Annotated in this window: 16 protein-coding genes and 1 pseudogene; 9 read left to right on the top strand and 8 right to left on the bottom strand. The window is 71.6% G+C overall.

What is annotated here, in order from left to right:
- Window positions 1-355: 355 nt before the first annotated feature.
- From ACWGL3_RS17115 to ACWGL3_RS17105, 3 genes and pseudogenes are all read left to right on the top strand, one after another.
- Window positions 356-562: pseudogene (locus ACWGL3_RS17115) on the top strand (helix-turn-helix transcriptional regulator); the annotation flags it as partial.
- 54 nt (window positions 563-616) lie between these two features.
- Entirely contained in the window at window positions 617-1,177 is a 561-nt protein-coding gene (locus tag ACWGL3_RS17110) for a DUF5753 domain-containing protein (RefSeq protein WP_267944806.1), read from the top strand.
- Window positions 1,170-1,346 (top strand): DUF397 domain-containing protein, encoded by a 177-nt coding sequence (locus tag ACWGL3_RS17105; RefSeq protein WP_267944805.1) that lies wholly within the window; start codon window positions 1,170-1,172, stop codon window positions 1,344-1,346. The genes ACWGL3_RS17110 and ACWGL3_RS17105 overlap by 8 nt, the downstream gene beginning before the upstream one ends.
- A gap of 90 nt (window positions 1,347-1,436) precedes the next feature.
- Here ACWGL3_RS17105 and ACWGL3_RS17100 read toward each other — a convergent pair whose 3' ends face one another.
- Window positions 1,437-2,654: an MFS transporter gene (locus ACWGL3_RS17100; protein WP_267944804.1), complete on the bottom strand. Its 1,218-nt coding sequence runs from the start codon at window positions 2,652-2,654 to the stop codon at window positions 1,437-1,439.
- 118 nt (window positions 2,655-2,772) lie between these two features.
- On the opposite strand from ACWGL3_RS17100, the gene ACWGL3_RS17095 reads away from it, so the two are divergent.
- Complete coding sequence (locus ACWGL3_RS17095) at window positions 2,773-3,720, top strand: MmyB family transcriptional regulator (RefSeq protein ID WP_452461528.1); 948 nt, start codon at window positions 2,773-2,775, stop codon at window positions 3,718-3,720.
- 129 nt (window positions 3,721-3,849) lie between these two features.
- Here the strand turns inward: ACWGL3_RS17095 and ACWGL3_RS17090 are convergent, their stop codons facing one another.
- Window positions 3,850-4,206: a winged helix-turn-helix transcriptional regulator gene (locus tag ACWGL3_RS17090; protein ID WP_452461527.1), complete on the bottom strand. Its 357-nt coding sequence runs from the start codon at window positions 4,204-4,206 to the stop codon at window positions 3,850-3,852.
- Between the two features lie 63 nt (window positions 4,207-4,269).
- On the opposite strand from ACWGL3_RS17090, the gene ACWGL3_RS17085 reads away from it, so the two are divergent.
- From ACWGL3_RS17085 to ACWGL3_RS17075, 3 genes are all read left to right on the top strand, one after another.
- Window positions 4,270-4,653: a YybH family protein gene (locus ACWGL3_RS17085; RefSeq protein WP_267944801.1), complete on the top strand. Its 384-nt coding sequence runs from the start codon at window positions 4,270-4,272 to the stop codon at window positions 4,651-4,653.
- 310 nt (window positions 4,654-4,963) lie between these two features.
- Complete coding sequence (locus tag ACWGL3_RS17080; protein ID WP_267944800.1) at window positions 4,964-5,521, top strand: TetR/AcrR family transcriptional regulator; 558 nt, start codon at window positions 4,964-4,966, stop codon at window positions 5,519-5,521.
- Window positions 5,518-7,080: an MFS transporter gene (locus ACWGL3_RS17075; RefSeq protein ID WP_452461526.1), complete on the top strand. Its 1,563-nt coding sequence runs from the start codon at window positions 5,518-5,520 to the stop codon at window positions 7,078-7,080. The genes ACWGL3_RS17080 and ACWGL3_RS17075 overlap by 4 nt, the downstream gene beginning before the upstream one ends.
- A gap of 102 nt (window positions 7,081-7,182) precedes the next feature.
- Here ACWGL3_RS17075 and ACWGL3_RS17070 read toward each other — a convergent pair whose 3' ends face one another.
- Window positions 7,183-8,118, bottom strand: a complete 936-nt coding sequence (locus ACWGL3_RS17070) for an NADP-dependent oxidoreductase (protein WP_452461525.1) — start codon at window positions 8,116-8,118, stop codon at window positions 7,183-7,185.
- Window positions 8,119-8,197: 79 nt separating this feature from the next.
- A complete protein-coding gene (locus ACWGL3_RS17065; RefSeq protein ID WP_452461524.1) occupies window positions 8,198-9,076 on the bottom strand; it encodes a dioxygenase family protein in 879 nt (292 codons plus the stop codon).
- 119 nt (window positions 9,077-9,195) lie between these two features.
- On the opposite strand from ACWGL3_RS17065, the gene ACWGL3_RS17060 reads away from it, so the two are divergent.
- The gene (locus tag ACWGL3_RS17060) at window positions 9,196-9,666 is read left to right on the top strand and encodes a MarR family winged helix-turn-helix transcriptional regulator (protein WP_452461523.1); all 471 of its coding nucleotides are present in this window, start codon (window positions 9,196-9,198) and stop codon (window positions 9,664-9,666) included.
- Between the two features lie 395 nt (window positions 9,667-10,061).
- Here the strand turns inward: ACWGL3_RS17060 and ACWGL3_RS17055 are convergent, their stop codons facing one another.
- The 4 genes from ACWGL3_RS17055 to ACWGL3_RS17040 all read right to left on the bottom strand — a co-directional run bounded on the left by ACWGL3_RS17055 (window position 10,062) and on the right by ACWGL3_RS17040 (window position 14,679).
- Window positions 10,062-10,796: an SDR family NAD(P)-dependent oxidoreductase gene (locus tag ACWGL3_RS17055; protein ID WP_267944795.1), complete on the bottom strand. Its 735-nt coding sequence runs from the start codon at window positions 10,794-10,796 to the stop codon at window positions 10,062-10,064.
- Between the two features lie 331 nt (window positions 10,797-11,127).
- Window positions 11,128-11,724, bottom strand: a complete 597-nt coding sequence (locus ACWGL3_RS17050) for a TetR/AcrR family transcriptional regulator (protein ID WP_452461522.1) — start codon at window positions 11,722-11,724, stop codon at window positions 11,128-11,130.
- 712 nt (window positions 11,725-12,436) lie between these two features.
- Window positions 12,437-12,904 (bottom strand): hypothetical protein, encoded by a 468-nt coding sequence (locus tag ACWGL3_RS17045; protein ID WP_452461521.1) that lies wholly within the window; start codon window positions 12,902-12,904, stop codon window positions 12,437-12,439.
- A 257-nt stretch (window positions 12,905-13,161) separates the two neighbouring features.
- Window positions 13,162-14,679, bottom strand: a complete 1,518-nt coding sequence (locus tag ACWGL3_RS17040) for a DUF6177 family protein (protein ID WP_267944792.1) — start codon at window positions 14,677-14,679, stop codon at window positions 13,162-13,164.
- 505 nt (window positions 14,680-15,184) lie between these two features.
- Here ACWGL3_RS17040 and ACWGL3_RS17035 point away from each other — a divergent pair.
- Entirely contained in the window at window positions 15,185-15,559 is a 375-nt protein-coding gene (locus ACWGL3_RS17035; protein ID WP_267944791.1) for a DUF6507 family protein, read from the top strand.
- Window position 15,560: the final 1 nt, after the last annotated feature.

Below are 15,560 nucleotides of genomic sequence, written 5' to 3'. Positions count from 1 at the left end.
GTGGCTGGGGTGGGGGCCGATGAGGATGCCCGATGTTGTGGGGGTTCCGCACAGGCGGCGTGGAAGTGCGGGGGGAGGGGCGGTAGGCTGCATTTAACTCACCTCGTGTCTTAGTGGACAGGTGAGGCACTAGCTCCGGTGGCCGCCTTTGACTTCGGCCACCGGAGCTTTTTTGTGCCCAAGATGGTCGCCCGCTCGTGGTTAGGGGCGAGCTGTGGTGGGCTCAGGTAGCGACTGACTGTTTCCCAAGAACAGACTGCTGGCCTGGGCGAATGCCGTCTAGCGAGGTGTGGAAACTGGGGTGCGTGTATGCAGGAAGTCTGTGAACTGTAGTGATGTGTGTTTAACTGGAGTCATGACTAAGGCTCATAACCCCGTGAGTCAAGCCGCAGTGGATCAGTTCCGGAACGAGTTGAAACGATTGCGGCTAATGGCTGATTTGTCTCAATCGGAGCTGGGGAGGCGAACAAGCACGTCAGGGGCCCAGATCGGAGCAATCGAGCGAGGTGAGCGACGTCCCGCTCGCACGTTTGCTGAGGCTGCCGACAAGGCTCTGGGTGCCTCCGGGTCGCTACACATGCTTTGGCCGGGCGCTCGTTCGTCGTTCCCCCGATGGATGGCGGAGTTTGCTGAGCTGGAGATGAAAGCCCAGGCCATCTATGAATTTCAGGTACAGGCGCTCCCTGGCCTCACCCAGACGAAAAACTACATGTCAGCACTGCTTGATGCTGCCTGGCCCCCCTTGGGGGTGACTGAAGCTGACCGGATCAGAAACGGCAGGTTGGAGCGGCAGGCAGTCTTCAAGCGAGAACCTCCTCCGATGTGCGTTTTTATCGTGGAAGAGATTGCTTTTCGACGGGACGTCGGCGGCTCAGAGGTGATGAAGGAACAGCTTGATCACCTCTTGCGCCTGGCTAAAGACCCGTTCGTTCAGATCCAGTGCGTTCCGACTGCCCGCGGAGCACACTCGGCCATGGATGGATCGTTCGTCGTACTCGAGATGAGTGAGGCCGAGAGCCTGGTTTACGCTGAAGTGCCGGGCGCGGGGCACGTGATCGTTGATGCACAGACCGTGGCAAACTCCCAGAGGAAGTTTGGTGCGCTGCGCTCGCAGGCGCTCCCGCACGAAGAGACTGTGCGGTTCATTGAAGTGAGAAGAGGGCATCTCGATGACTGACGATGGAGTGTGGCACAAATCCAGCTACAGCGGCCAGCAGGGCCACTGCGTCGAGGTTGCGGAGGGCCTGGTCACCGGTGTCCGCGACACCCAGAACCGAGAGCTGGGGCATCTCGACGTCCCTGCTCCTGAGTGGACCGCGCTGGTGAACGCGGTGCGCTGCCGGTAACACCCCCCACATCCTGCACGCGAAGAACCGCACCCCGTCCGGTTACGGGGTGCGGTTCTCCTGTGAGAGCCGGAGCCCTGCCTCTCGGGGTCACCCCACCTGGGCCAGCCCGGCAGGCCGCCGGCCGGTGGTGGACTTCTTGGACTGCAGCCAGATGATGACGCCGACCACGAGCGCACCGGCGGCGAGCAGTCCGCCGGCGAGGTTGGGGCTGCTGTCGCCGAGTCCCGTGCTGATGACGTAGCCGCCCAACCAGGCCCCGATGGCGTTGCCGAGGTTGAACATGCCGATGTTCATCGAGGAGGCGAGGTTGGGGGCGCCGGCGCGTTCGGCCCGTTCCATCACCAGGCGTTGGATCGGGGAGACGGTGGCGAAGCCCGCGGCGGCCATGAGGAACACCGCGGCGAACGTGACCACGACGTTGTCCGCGGTGAGCCAGAACACGAGCAGCGTGACCGTGAGCAGGGCAAGGCTTCCCAGCAGCAGACCCATGAGGTTCTTGTCGGCCAGCCGTCCTCCCAGGATGTTGCCGATGAACAGCCCGAGCCCGAAGACGAGCATGTAGGCCGTGATCCAGCTCTCCGGGGTGCCGGTCGCGTTCATGGTGATGGGGGCGATGTAGGTGATGGAGGTGAAGAACCCCGCCGGTCCGAGGACGGTGATCAGCATCGCGAGCAGCAGTTGTGGGTTGACGAAGGCGCGGACCTCGGCGGCGAAGTCGAACGACTCATCGGTCCTGCTCGCCGGGATGCAGGCGAGGATGCCGACCAGGACGATCAGGCCGATCGCCGAGATGCCCAGGAACGAGGTCCGCCAGGAGAACTCCGTGGAGACCCAGGTGGCGATCGGGGTGCCGATGAGCGTGGCCAGGGTCAGACCGGAGAACATGAACGCGATCGCGCTGGTCTTCTTGTGCTCGGGAACCGCGCGCGAGGCGATGATCGAGCCGATGCCGATGAAGGCCGCATGGGTCAGTGAGGAGACCACTCTGCCCAGGAGGGTCAGCGCGAAGGACGGGGCGAAGGCGGTCAGCAGGTTCCCGACCACGAACAGGCCCATGAGGACGAGCAGGAATCTCTTCTTCTCGAACCGCTGCCCGACCAGGACCAGGACCGGGGCGCCGAGGAAGACGCCGAGGGCGTAGGCTGTCGCGGCCCAGCCCGCGGTGGTGACCGAGATGCCGAATTCGGTGGCGATTCCGGGCATCAGGCCGGAGATCGCGAACTCGGTGGTGCCGATCCCGAAGGCGCCGGCGGCCAGGGTCAGCAGCACCAGCCGGGTGCGTGAGGCGTTGTCGTGGGAAAGCATGCCCACCAGCCTGGACGGACCGGGATACGGCAGCCAGACACCTGTTGGGTGTGCGCCCGGGGTTCCTACCACTGACAGGGTCATGCTGGTTCGGGCCGGAGTACCTACCCTGGTAGGTATGACACCTTCGGCGAGCACACCATCGGGGAACCTGGGTGAGTTCCTGCGCTCCCGTCGCGCTGCCCTCGACCCCGAACAGGCCGATGTCATCAGCTGGGGCCGACGCCGCAGGGTCCCCGGGCTACGGCGTGAGGAAGTCGCCCAGTTGGCCGGCGTCAGCGTCGCCTACTACACGCGACTGGAACAGGGGCAGGCACGCAACGCCTCGACCGAGGTGCTCCTCGCCCTGGCGCGGGCGCTGCAGCTGACGCCGACCGAGGTCGAGCACCTGCTCGACCTGGCCAAACCCTCGCAACTGCGTCCTGCGCCCCGGACCAGGCCCGAGCGACCGCACCCCCGGGCGCTGGCGATGCTGGAGGCCATCTCCGGTCAGCCCGCCGTGCTCCTGGGGCGACGCAACGACGCGCTGGCCTGGACCCGGACGGGCCATGCCCTGCTGGCCCCGCACCTGCCGTTCGACAGCACCGCGGACCCCGCGACACAGCCGTCCATGCCGAGGCTGCTGTTCCTGGACCCGCGCGTGCGGGACTCCTACGTGGACTGGAAGACCGAGGCGTCCACGAACGTCGCCTACCTGCGGCGGATCAGCGGCAAGTACCTCGATGACACCCGTCTGGCCGAACTTGTGGGCGAGCTGAGCATGAAGGACCCCGAGTTCTCCTCCCTCTGGGCGTCCGGCCGCGTGGGGGAGTGCGTCGGTGGCACCAAGCGCTTCCGCCATCCCCTGGTCGGCGAGCTGAGCATGGAGTTCCAGATCTGGCTCCAGGCCGACAGCCCCGACCACCGCTTGGAGGTCTACACCCCGAGCGATCAGATGTCCGCCGATGCGATGACCCTGCTGGAGACCCTCACGCACGACGAGGGGCTGGGAGGCAGGCCTCCCACTGCGGAGAACGCCAACGGCACGGCTTCGGCACGGACACCGTCGGCGTACCGGAAGAACTGACCGGCACGCGAGTACCCGGATCCGCGCGCACGCGTCGGACAGAGGATGCCATGCGACCGCGCCCTCGGTGCACCGGCCCGAGGGGCGGGGGACTCGGGCGGTCGGCGGGGCCGGTTCGCGGCCTCGGATCTAGAGGCTGCCCCAGTCCCACAGTGCCTGGAGGACCGGGCCGAGGCGGCGGCCCCGGGGCGTCAGCGAGTAGCGCACCCTCGGCGGCCAGCCCGGACGCCGTTCCCGCCCGACCACCCCGGCCGCGCAGAGGTGTGCGAGACGGTCGGACAGCACCTTGTCCGACAGCTTCGGCAGGGCCTCGCGGAGCTCGCTGTAGGAGCGGTCGCCGCGCAGCAGTTCGCGCACCACCAGCGTCGTCCAACGGCCCTGGACGGCCGAGAGGGCGATCTCCACGGGGCAGGTGGGCGTGGGCTCCGCGACGTCCGCGCGCGGATCCTCGGGCAGTCCCGGGTGGCCAACCGTTGGGTGAGTCACGAGAGCGCCTCCTAGCGTGGTCGACACATTCATGATCCCGAACCGGAAGGACGTCCGTCGACCATGAGAGAACTGGCAGAACGGCCCGAAGACGTGCCAGCGGTGTTCGCCGAGCGGTTCAACAGCGGCGACCCCGACGCGCTGGCCCAGGTCTACGAGGACGCGGCGGTGCTGGTCCTGGACCCGTGGACGCCGCTGACAGGACCGGACGCGCACGCCGCCAACGCCCGGCTCCAGGGGCTCGGCGTTCCCGTCTCCGTCCACCCGCGACACGTCCACACCAGCGGAGACCTGGCGCTGCTGATCGTCGACTGGACCATCGAGGGCACCGGCCGCGACGGGCAGGCGGTGCACATCGAGGGGACCGCCACCGACGTTGCCCGGCGGGGACCGGACGGGCGCTGGCGGTATGCCATCGACAACCCCTTCGGCACCGGGGCTGGGTAAGCCTGCCGACGGCGCGGGGGGAACGGCGCCCTGCCACGGCGCGCCCGGTGACTCCTTTCGCACAGGTCCGGACGCGGAGCCGGACCGAGGACACCCGCACGGTTCCGTCGGAGGTCGCGGCCCGCCCGCCATGGCGGGTCACGACCGGCCGGACTCCTGCTCCGCGGTGCCGCAGCCCCGGCAGTGGCGCACGACACGGGCGGGCGGCCTCCCCCTTCTAGTACGTTTGTACTTGTACGCACGTACCAGACATTGGGGTGAAAAAGATGCTGTTCCGGACCTCTGGGCGACGCGCACAGGGGGAGCGCCCATGACCTCCCGCCGGGACCCCGAGAGGCGCCGACGCGCCATGGTCGAGGCCGCCGCGCAGGAGATGGTCGCCAACGGCAGTTCCGCCCTGACGCACCGGCGGGTGGCCGAACTGGCCCGGGTGCCGCTGGGGGCCACCACCTACTACTTCGACTCCCTGGACGACCTGCGCGCCGCCGCCCTGCAGGCCATCGCCGAGCAGGCCGACGAGGAGCTGCGCGAGTTCGCGGAGGAGATCCACGGCTGCGACGGCCGCCCCGAGGGCATCGCCGCGCTGTTCGCCGCCTACCTGGGCGACCGCGAACGGCTGCGCGCCGAGAGCCTGCTCTACTTCGCCGGCGTGGACAACCCCGATCTGCGTCCGTTCGCCCAGCAGTGGGTACAGGGGGTCACCGAGATCCTGCAGGCCTACGCCGCGCCCGAAGCGGCCCGGGCCACGGCCGTCTACCTGGACGGGGTCATCCTGTACACCCTGCTCCACGACCGGCCCCTCGACGAGGCGGCACTGCGCATGGCGATCGCCGCCCTGATGAGCACATCCCTGGAAGAGAAGCCGTGAGCACTCCGCACCACACCTCCGACGCACCGGGCGCCATCGCCGGACACCTGTCCGCCGGCCGCCGCTGGGCCGCCCTGGCGGTGCTGGCCGCCAGCCTGCTCGTGGTGGTCATGGACATGACCATCCTCAACGTCGCCCTGCCCGAGATGGCCGCGGCGCTGTCCCCGACCGCGGCCCAGCAGCTGTGGATCGTCGACATCTACTCGCTGGTCCTGGCCGGCCTCCTGGTCACCATGAGCACCCTGGGCGACCGGTGGGGCCGCAAGAGGATGCTCCTGACCGGCTTCGCCGTCTTCGGCGGGGCCTCCCTGCTGGTCCTGGCGGCCGAGACGGCCCCCGTGGTGGTCGCCGTGCGCGCCCTGCTGGGCGTGGGCGGGGCGATGATCATGCCGGCCACGCTCTCGATGATCCGCAGCCTGTTCACCGACCCGGCCGAACGGGCCAAGGCGCTCGGCATCTGGGCGGCCGTCGCCTCCCTGGGAGCGGCCGTGGGACCCATCGTGGGCGGTCTGCTGCTGGAGCACTTCTCCTGGCACGCGGCGTTCCTGCTGAACGTGCCCCTGATGGCCGCGGCCGTCCTCGTGAGCCTGTTCCTGCTGCCCGAGGCGCGCAACCCCCACCCCGGGCGCTGGGACGCCCTGGCCACCGCCCTGTCGATCGCGGGCATGACCGCCCTGGTGTGGGGCATCAAGCGCATCGCCAAGGAGGGACCGGCCGACGCCCTGGCACTGGCGGCGCTCGCGGCGGGGCTGGCCCTGCTGGTCTGGTTCGTGCTGCGCTGCCTCCACAGCGACTCGCCGCTGCTGCGGGTACGCCTGTTCACCGTCCCCTCCTTCACGGCCGGGACCCTGGCGGCGCTGTTCACCATGCTGGCCATGGGATCGGCGCTGCTGCTCGCGGCGCAGTGGTTCCAGCTCGTGCAGGGGTGGTCGCCCCTGCAGGCCGGGATCGGGCTGCTGCCGATGGCTGTCGCCGCCACGGTGGTCTCCCCGCTGGCGCCGGTGCTGGCCCAGCGCATCGGCGCCCGCACCGTCCTGGTGGGCGGCCTGGCGCTGTCGGGGCTGGGCTTCGCCGCCCTGGCCCTCGCCCCCGCGCCGCTCACCTACGCGCCGGTCGCGATATTCCTGACCCTGCTCGGCGCGGGCATGGGATCCCTGGCCATCGCCTCGGCGATCATCATGTCGGGGACCCCGGCCGAGCACGCAGGCAGCGCCGCGGCGATCGAGGAGACCTCCTACGAACTGGGCGCGGTCCTGGGCGTGGCCGTGCTGGGCAGTGCGGCGTCCGCCCTCTACCGCGCCGAACTGCCGGCCTCCGACCTCGCCGCCGCGGGCCTGGGACCGCAGGGGGTGGGGGCGGCGCAGGAGTCCCTGGGCGGCGCCCTGCACGTCCTGGCCGACCTGGGCCCCGCCGGCGCCGCAGCCGCGTTCCAGGCCCAGGAGGCCTTCACCCACGGCCTGACCCTGGTCGGCGGCATCGGCGCCGCGGTCATGCTGGTGTCGGTGGTCGTGGTGTTCGCCCTGACGCCCAAGGACCTGGACGTGACCAAGGGCCACTGAGGCCCGACCGCCGCTGCGGGCGGCGTATCGGGCGCCGCCCCCGCACCGTCACAGGACTGGTGCGGGGGCGGTCGGCGTCCTCAAGACCCGCTCGGGGCGTGGTCAGCGGGTGAGCACGACGGTCTTGCCGGGCAGCCGCCCGGAGGCGGCGTCCCCGTGCACGGCGGCCAGCTCGGCCATCGGGCGGCGGTCGGCGACGTGGAGCCGGAGCTTTCCGGCGTCCATCCTGGCGACGAGGGCGGCCAGCTGTGCGCCGTCGCTGCGGACCCACAGGCTCGCGGTGCGCACCTTCCGGTCGGGGACCTCGGGGACCGGGCCGGCCGTGCTGGCGGCGACCCCGCCGTCGGAGACGTAGTCCGCCAGCCGCGCGAGCTCCTCCGGGGAGACGCGCACGTGGTTCACCACGACCTGGAACGGACCGCCCACGGCGGCCGGGCCCGCAGCGAGGTCGAGGGGGCCGACGACCCGGTCCGCGCCGTAGCCCCGAAGGCGGTCGGCGTGCTGCGGCGCGTCCACCGCGGTCACGTGCGCCCCCGCGTCGACGGCGAGCTGCACCACGAGGCTGCCCACAGCGCCCCCCGCCCCGTTGACCAGGAGGGTCTGCCCGGGCTTCAGCTCGGCGAGCTCGAAGGCCGTCTGCCAGGCCGCCAGACCGGTCAGAGGCAGTGCCGCGGCGTCGACCAGCTCGATCGTCCGGGGTGCCGGGGCCAGGGACTCCACCGGGACGAGTGCGTACTCGGCGGCTCCGCCGGCGGAGCCGAGGGGCAGCATCGCCACGACCCGGTCGCCGACGGCCGGGCCCGTCACGCCCGCGCCGAGTTCGGCGACGGTGCCCGCCAGGTCGATCCCCGGCACGTAGGGGAGGGTGATCGGGAGCATCTCGGCCAGGACGCCGGCGCGGATGTGGTCGTCGACCGGGTTGAACGAGGTGGCCGCCACCCGCACCAGCACCTGGCCGGCGCCGGGGACCGGACGGTCGACCTCCTCGTGGCGCAGGACCTCGCTGCTGCCGAACTCGTGGAAACGGATTGCCTTCATAACACTTTCCTCCGGGGTGTGGTGGTGCCGTCGCCCCAGGACGGGCGATCAGGCGCGAAGGTGGAACACGTCGAGGCGCTCAGGCCAGCTGCACCGACCGGGTGGAGTTGCCCATCACCATGCGGTCGATCGCGCTCACGGCGCTGCCGGGGTCGTCGGCGGCGCCGACGGCCAACAGCAGCGGGACGAAGTGGTCGGCCGTCGGATGGGCGACCGCGGCGCCGGGCGCCTTGTCGCGGTAGTCGGCGAGGGCATCGGCGTCGCCCCGGGCGAGGGCGTCGACGGCCCACGCGTCGAAGGCCGCGGTGGCGGCGGCGAGCTCGGGCCGGCGGAAGACGGCGAAACTGTGCGTCATGAAGCCCGAGCCGAGAACGAGGACGCCTTCCTCGCGCAGGGGCCGCAGGCGTGTGCCGAGGTCGAGCAGGGCGCCGGGGTCCATGCCGGGCATCGACAACTGCACGACCGGGACGTCGGCGGCGGGGTACATGGCCATGAGCGGGATGAACGCGCCGTGGTCGAGGCCGCGGTCGGCGAACTCGTGCACCGGTGTCGGGCCCAGCAGGCCGGTGAGCCGCCGCGCCAGGTCGGTGGCGTCCGGGGTCGCGTAGGGAAGGGTCTTGTAGCGGGGGTGGAAGCCGCTGAAGTCGTAGTGGAGCGGGACGCCGGCCGCGGCTCCCGATATCGCGGCCGGCGCCTGTTCCCAGTGGGCCGATACCACGACGACGGCCCGGGGTTTGGGCATCGACCGGGCCCAGCCGAAGAGGTCGTCGAGCCACTGCGGGTCGTCGAGGGTGAACGGGGCGCCGTGGCTGACGAAGAGGCTGGGCATGGGTCCGTCGGAGGGGGTCCACACCCGCTGTCCGCGCGCCTGTGGCAGGACCCGGGCGAGGAGGTCGTCGTACGCCGCGGCCGGTGCGCGCGGCGGTACAGAGGGGTTCAGGCTGCTCGTGGTGGTCAAAATCAACTCCTTCACTTGCTCAGGAAAGTGTTTTTACTTTCCCAGGCAAGTGAAACGTAGCCCGTCGAGGGTTGCCTGCGCAAGTGATGCGAGTTGCCCAGGCAAGTATGATGGGGCTCATGGACACCCAACCCTGGCTCGACGACGACCAACAGGACCTGTGGCAGGCGCTGCTCACGGTCGTCATCGCCCTACCAGCGGCCCTCGACCGCCAGCTGCAGCGGGAGGCGGGCATCTCCAACTTCGAGTACGGGGTCCTGGCCCGGCTGTCCACGGCCGACGAGGCCACGATGCGGCTCAGCGAGCTGGCCCGGCTCTGCGACAGTACCCAGCCCCGCCTGTCGAAGGTGATGGACCGTTTCGAGGCCCGTGACTGGGCCGTCCGCCGACCCGACCCCGGCGACGGTCGGTACACCCTCGCCACCCTGACCGGCGCCGGTCGGCAGAAGCTCGTCGAGAGCGCGCCGGAACACGTCGCGCAGGTGAAGCGGCTCGTGTTCGACCCGCTCACCGCCGCTCAGCGCCGCCACCTCGGGACCGCGCTCACCCGCATCGCCGCCACCGTGCGCCAGGAGGCCGAAGGGGGCTGAGCGCGCCCTTCCCGGACGGGGGTTCCCGTCGGCCCCGCCCCCGCGACGCCGGTGACGGGGTGTGGGGTCGGGCCGCTGCGAGGTGGGCTTCGGCCGGGCGTAGGGTCTCGGCGCACATAGAGGCGCGGTCGACCTGCTGCAGGCGGCCCGGCGTCAGGGGGCTCGTCCCGGGTTCGACCACGGGGGAAGGCCGGTGCTGCACGCCTCGGCGACCAGCAGGGCGCACACGCTGGACAACGCCCCCGGCTCCACCGCCGGCAGCCGTTCGGACCACCTCCAGCGCCGGGCCACGCCGCTGAACCGGCTCGTCGGCGCCGAGTCCTCCTGCCACCTCGCCCGGGACGCCGAGGAAGTGCGGGCCAGGGCCGAGGCCCTGGCCCGTACGTGTGGACCCCTTACACCTGGGCGTATCCACCGTCGGCGTGGAACTCGGCGCCGTTGATGTAGCTCGACGCGTCCGAGGCGAGGAACGTCGTCAGGGCGGCGATCTCCTCGGGCTCGGCGAGCCGGCCGAGGGGGACAGTGGCTTCGGCCTGCTTGAGCGCCTCGGGTGGGACGAGCTCCAGCAGGCCTTCGGTGCGTGTACCGCCGGGGGATACGACGTTGACACGGAAGCCGTGTGTGCGCGCGCTGAGGGCCCAACCGCGAGCGAGGGTGCGAACTGCGGCCTTCGACGCCGCGTAGACCTCAAGTCCCTGGTCGGGTCGGGTCGAGGCGGTCGAGCCCGTCAGGATCACCGAAGCGTTCTTGCTGAGCAGCGGTAGCGCCTGCTGGAGCGTGAGGATCGTTCCCTTGACGTTGGTGGCGAACACCGAGTCGATCAGCTCTTCGGTCACCTCGCCGAACGGAGCCGCGATGCCGATGCCGGCGTTGGCGACCAGCACGTCGACGCGTCCGGCCTGGTCCCGCACGGTGCTGTAGAACGCGTCGAGCTCGGAGGGCACCGAGACGTCGCAGACGACGCCGGTCACGCGGTCGCCGAGCTCGGCGACCGCGGCGTCGAGCACGTGCTTGCGGCGACCGGTGATGAACACCGTGGCGCCCGCGTCGCGGAATGCGCGAGCGGTCGCAAACCCGATGCCGGTGCCGGCCCCGGTAACGACGGCGATCTTACCTTCCAAGACGGCCATGCCGCCCTCCTCTTCATTGTGGACTGGTGCGTCAATAACCATACCCCTGTTATGGACCGATCGGTCAAGATGTGGCTCGTGTCGAAACATCGGGGCTCCGCGTCTCGGGCCCGCCCCGTCACCGGCGGCGGCATCGCAGGGGCGGATCGGCCACCCGGGGCGGCCCAAGTCGTCGGTCGCGGATCGGGCCGACCGGCAGCCGGCAGCACACAGAGGGCCTGCAGGCGGACCGCGTTCCCCCCGGAAACAGCGGCGCGCAGCTCGAGGGCGCGCCGCAGGGTGCCAGGCCGGCCGCGGACTGCGGCGGTACGGGCCGGTCGGTAGGGCGCTGTTACTGCGCTGGGGCGGGCAGCAGTCGTGCCAGGGTGGAGTGAGCGGTCGTGCTCAGCGCGTCGATATCCATGCCGGTGCGCCCGAGCGCGATGAGACCGAGCTGCGCGACAAGGGCCGCACGGGCGGTCTCGGAAGGATCGGCGCCGGGATCGAGGTCGCCTTCGCTCCGGGCGCGCTCCAGCGCCGCGGTGAGGACGGCGGTGATCGCGTCGTAGCTGCGGCGGGCCTCGGCAGCGACGTCCGGGGTGCTAGCGGCAAGCTCGGCGTTGCTGTTGGCCAGCAGGCAGCCCCGGCGCGCAGCCGCCCCGGTCGGGTCACCGGTCAGGCCGAGGACGAACTCGCGCACCACGTCGACCCCCTTGGCGGCAGAAGCCAGACGCTCGCGCAGTGCCAGCAGGTTCGCGTCGTCGTACTCCCGCAGCACCCGGAGAAACAAGCTTCTCTTATCCCCGAACGCCCCGTAGAGGCTGCCCTTGCCCAACCCGCTCACGCGCAGCAGGTCGTCCATCGACGTCGCCGCGTACCCCTTGTCCCAGAACTCGTCGCGGACAGCGAGAAGCACGCGGTTTTCGTCGAACTCCCGAGGTCGCGCCATCCGCCCAGCGTACTGGTTCTGGACTACGCGGGCCACAACGAGGGGTTCCGCGTCGTCCGACGGCTTGTGCCCGGCGCGCACAGCGAAGACGACGCCCACCGCGTGGACCGCGTTGAGATTGGGGCATGAACAGGACCCTCGGCCGCAGTGGCCGAAGACGCTGGACCGCAAGACCGGTCGGCACATCGGCCTCTTCCTGGCGATGAGGGCCCGCCGGGTCGCCGATCCCGTCGCTCTGCCAGAAGGCCGGCGTCGCGACCGCCGATGCCGGGGGTCGAGACAGTCAGGAGTTGTAGATCGAGTGATCTGCGTTCTCCGTGGCTCCGGCCGCCGTGATCACTGCGTGTGGTCGCTGGAGGCGTAGCGGCTCCAGGTCCCGCCCGCCCGGGCAACGGCCCGGGGGGTGGTCGTGGAATGGAACCCCAGCGCCTGGGCGAGGACCGGTGCGGGGCCTGGAGCACGAGTTGACGCAGCGCGGAGGCGCGCACCGCCGTTCCGGGAACACCGATGTCGCGGATCAGCTCGGCGGGACTGTGCGGATACAGGGGGCGTCCGGCCCTGCGTCCGGGAAACAGCCAGGTCGCATCCCGGTTGTTCGTGTTCATGCCGGTCCGTCGGTCCCTGGCCTGGAGCGGCGGGTCAGCGAAGGGTTCGGGGACCGGGGCCGGTGGGTCGCCGAGCCGGATGAGCACCCGCCAGTCGGCGTCCTGGGTCAACCGACAGGCGGGTCGGCCTGGTCGACGCGCTCGACACGGAAGGCGTCCAAGACCGCGTCGGCGATCAGCGCAGGCATCTCACCGACCGGGCGGCGCACCCCGAGTTGCGCCTCGATCTCGTCCGCGATCACAGCGGCGAGTGCGTGGGCGACCGCGCGCTTGTCCATCGCACCCTCTTCCTCTGCGCCGGGTGGACAGGGAGCCCGAAAGGAACTGAGGTCGATGGCGGCGCGAGCGCGGTTCATCACGGCGTCGTAGCCGTGAGCGCCGAGTTCCGGGAGGATGAGCGGCGCGAGCGCCTGCTGTACGTCGGACAGCACCTTCTGCTCGACCGGTCTCGCCGATTCGATCGAGCTCAGGTCGTACGCGAACTCTGCAAAGGCGATCAGCTCGTGTAGAACCGTCGCCTCGGCCTGCGACATGCCCAGGGTCACGGACCCGTCGGGGGCATCGGTTGCACGCATCGCATCGCTCCTGCTCAGATGTGTCATCGTGTCGGAACTCGACGGCGGCGCCGTCGGCCGTCACGTACTCGGGCGCTCTCCCCGGCCGAGCTCCAACGCCTCATGCGCCGAGCGGTCGTTCGGCCCGGCGGGATGGTCAGGGCGCAGCCGATGACCCTCCCCGTGCGATCGGTGGCCGCCGGCAGTGCCGACAGGCCCGCGGGAACCCCGCCGACCACGGGCGCGGCGGGCGTCTCGGCGCGGCAGGACGCGGTGGCTCACGGAGCCGCCGCGGGAGCGTCGCCGGGGGAGGGGGCGCTGTCGGCGGGCGCGTCCCCGTGATCGGTCGCCCGTCCGGGGCCGGGGGCGTCCCCGGGGGCGCCGGGGCGGCCCTCGGGGTGCAGGTGGGCCATCAGCCCCCGGAACCGCACCCAGGAGTCGTGCTCCACCCCGGTACCCACCTGGTACCAGAACGCGGGGGTCAGCGGCGGCCCGAACGGCAGCGGGCGCACGGGGGCGCCCAGCGCCCGACCGGTGCCGATGACGGCCACCGCCTCCTGGCCCAGGGCCATGCCCACCGGCAGAGGCAGACCCGCCCAGTGGGGCGCGTAGGTGAGATCGGCGCGGCCGCCCACCCGGCGCACCGTCATGGTCCGCAGCACGTCCCGCTCGGTCAGCTCCCCGACCAGCGAGGGCAGCACCGACAGGTCGGGCTCGGCGCCCTCGGGGTACCCGACGGCGAACGTGATCGCCTCGCGCACCCCGAACGAGGTGCGGCTCACCCGCACCGTGCCCGCGAACGGGCGCACGCCGTCCTCGCGCGCGCCCTCGGGCGGGCCGGAGAACGCCGCCCAGGTCCGGCCGGGGGCGCGGTTGCGCACGGTCCGGGTGAACACGGCCCGCCTCCACTCCTGGGGGAGGGGCTCCGCCGTGCCCCACACGGCGGGCGGGCCGCCGCCCAGGCGCTCGGCGAGCAGTTCCACGGAGCGGCCCAGGACCAGGCCGTTGTCGGCGGGGTGCTCCACGTTGAGGTCCACGTGCAGTTGGCAGCCGCGGTCGGCGTCGTCGGCGCGGAACGCCTCCGGCGGGCCGTCGGCCCGGGCGTCCCCGTCCACGGTGAAGGCCTCGCGCTCGTCCCAGCGCAGCCGAACGCCGGAGAAGCCGTCGTAGTAGGAGCCCCCGGGGGCCTGGACCACCCAGCGGGCGGCGGGGGACATCAGGAAGGAGTGCAGGGCGTGGGTGATGCGCGAGGTCGAGGGGGTGACGACCTGGAGGCGCAGGCCCCTGCGGCCGTGGCGGGCCAGGACGTCCACGATCCAGGGGGAGAGCGGGACCAGGGGGCGGTCCTGCACCACGACGGCGGCCTGCTCGGTGAGGGCGGTGACCGCGGGGTGGCCGGTGGCGCCCTCCAGGAACGGATCGCGCCGGTCCAGCCCGGGGGCGGGCTCCCACACCGAGCCGCCCAGGCGCTCGGCGAGGCGGCGGGCGAAGCGGCCGACCACCCCGGCGGTGTCGGCGCCGGGGAGGTCCGCGCCGCGGGCCTCCACCCAGTACGGCTGGGCGGGCAGGTCGTCGGCGATGCCGTCGGCGAGCAGGCGCTCGGCCTCGGCGGACAGGGCCAGCTTCTGGGCGGCCTGCATGGCGGCGACCACCCGGCCGCCCTCGTCGACGAGCTCCACCAGGGCTCCGTCGGCGACCAGGCGCACCCGCAGGTCGCGCCCGGCTGCGGCGAGCGCGTCGATGAGGGCGCGGCGGTCGGGGGCGTCGGCCAGCAGGGCGACCGCGTCGTGGCTCAAGGGGGACTCCTCAACACAGGGGGGGCGGACGGCGGAGTGGTGCCGGGTGGGATACGCGGGATGTCCGGAAGGTTCACGTCCATGTGTTCCCGGAGCGGCCGCGGCGACGCCTCCGGCGGCGGGGGCGTCGCCGAACCCGCTCCGGACGGACCTCCGCGGCGCCCGGTGCCGGAGGGGGCGGGTGACACCCCGGTCCGCGCCGCCGCAGGTCGCGGGCGCCTCCGAAACCCTCGCGCACGGGTGGTTTCCTTTGGTCCGAAGACGGTGAAACCTTCAACGCGGAGGGGACGTCACACCTGTGTCCGCGTCCCGGGAGCCGGCCCCGCCGGCCGCCGGGGCCGTGGCCCCGGGCGACGTCCGACCGGTAGCCTTTTCCTCCCGCGACGCCTGACCCGCGCGCCGCCCCCCCGCCCGCACCCTTCCGGAACGACCCGCACCCCGGGACCGACGGGTCCGGACCGCGCCGGCCGCACGCCGACCGGCGCACACGCGAAAGGAGCAGTCCGTGTCGCAGTGGAACATCCAGCCCGCGGCCGTGGGCGGCGTCCTCCAGGCCGTCGCCGGCCACCTCGGCGAGGAGGGCAGCGGCGAGGGCCTGGTCGGCGTCATGGAGAACGTCGAGGAACACCTGGTGGACAGCGGCGAGTACGCCAAGAGCGGCATCATCGGCATGGCCCTGGGCGAGTTCGCCGAGCACTACTTCGGGATCATGGGCGACATCGCGGGCCTGACCATGGCCGCCGTCACCGGCGCCAGCGAGGCCACCACCCACTACATGAACGGCAACCTCGAGATGGCGGAGGAGGCCCAGGCCAACGCGGGAGTGATCCCGCCCCCGCCCCCGCCGCCCCCCTCGAACGGCCCCAACCAGGCCGTCTGAC

The sequence above is a fragment of the Nocardiopsis sp. NPDC055824 genome, assembly GCF_053616335.1.
The sequence above is the reverse complement of the archived record's forward strand: the minus strand, read 5'-3'. Positions and strand labels throughout refer to the sequence as shown.

Coding starts and splice junctions, on each gene's coding strand:
- ACWGL3_RS17080 (WP_267944800.1), top strand. CDS start 4,964: ATGACCTCCCGCCGGGACCCCGAGAGGCGCCGACGCGCCATGGTCGAG.
- ACWGL3_RS17100 (WP_267944804.1), bottom strand. CDS start 2,654: ATGCTTTCCCACGACAACGCCTCACGCACCCGGCTGGTGCTGCTGACC.
- ACWGL3_RS17055 (WP_267944795.1), bottom strand. CDS start 10,796: ATGGCCGTCTTGGAAGGTAAGATCGCCGTCGTTACCGGGGCCGGCACC.
- ACWGL3_RS17070 (WP_452461525.1), bottom strand. CDS start 8,118: ATGAAGGCAATCCGTTTCCACGAGTTCGGCAGCAGCGAGGTCCTGCGC.
- ACWGL3_RS17060 (WP_452461523.1), top strand. CDS start 9,196: ATGGACACCCAACCCTGGCTCGACGACGACCAACAGGACCTGTGGCAG.
- ACWGL3_RS17050 (WP_452461522.1), bottom strand. CDS start 11,724: ATGGCGCGACCTCGGGAGTTCGACGAAAACCGCGTGCTTCTCGCTGTC.
- ACWGL3_RS17045 (WP_452461521.1), bottom strand. CDS start 12,904: ATGCGTGCAACCGATGCCCCCGACGGGTCCGTGACCCTGGGCATGTCG.
- ACWGL3_RS17095 (WP_452461528.1), top strand. CDS start 2,773: ATGACACCTTCGGCGAGCACACCATCGGGGAACCTGGGTGAGTTCCTG.
- ACWGL3_RS17110 (WP_267944806.1), top strand. CDS start 617: ATGGCGGAGTTTGCTGAGCTGGAGATGAAAGCCCAGGCCATCTATGAA.
- ACWGL3_RS17085 (WP_267944801.1), top strand. CDS start 4,270: ATGAGAGAACTGGCAGAACGGCCCGAAGACGTGCCAGCGGTGTTCGCC.
- ACWGL3_RS17105 (WP_267944805.1), top strand. CDS start 1,170: ATGACTGACGATGGAGTGTGGCACAAATCCAGCTACAGCGGCCAGCAG.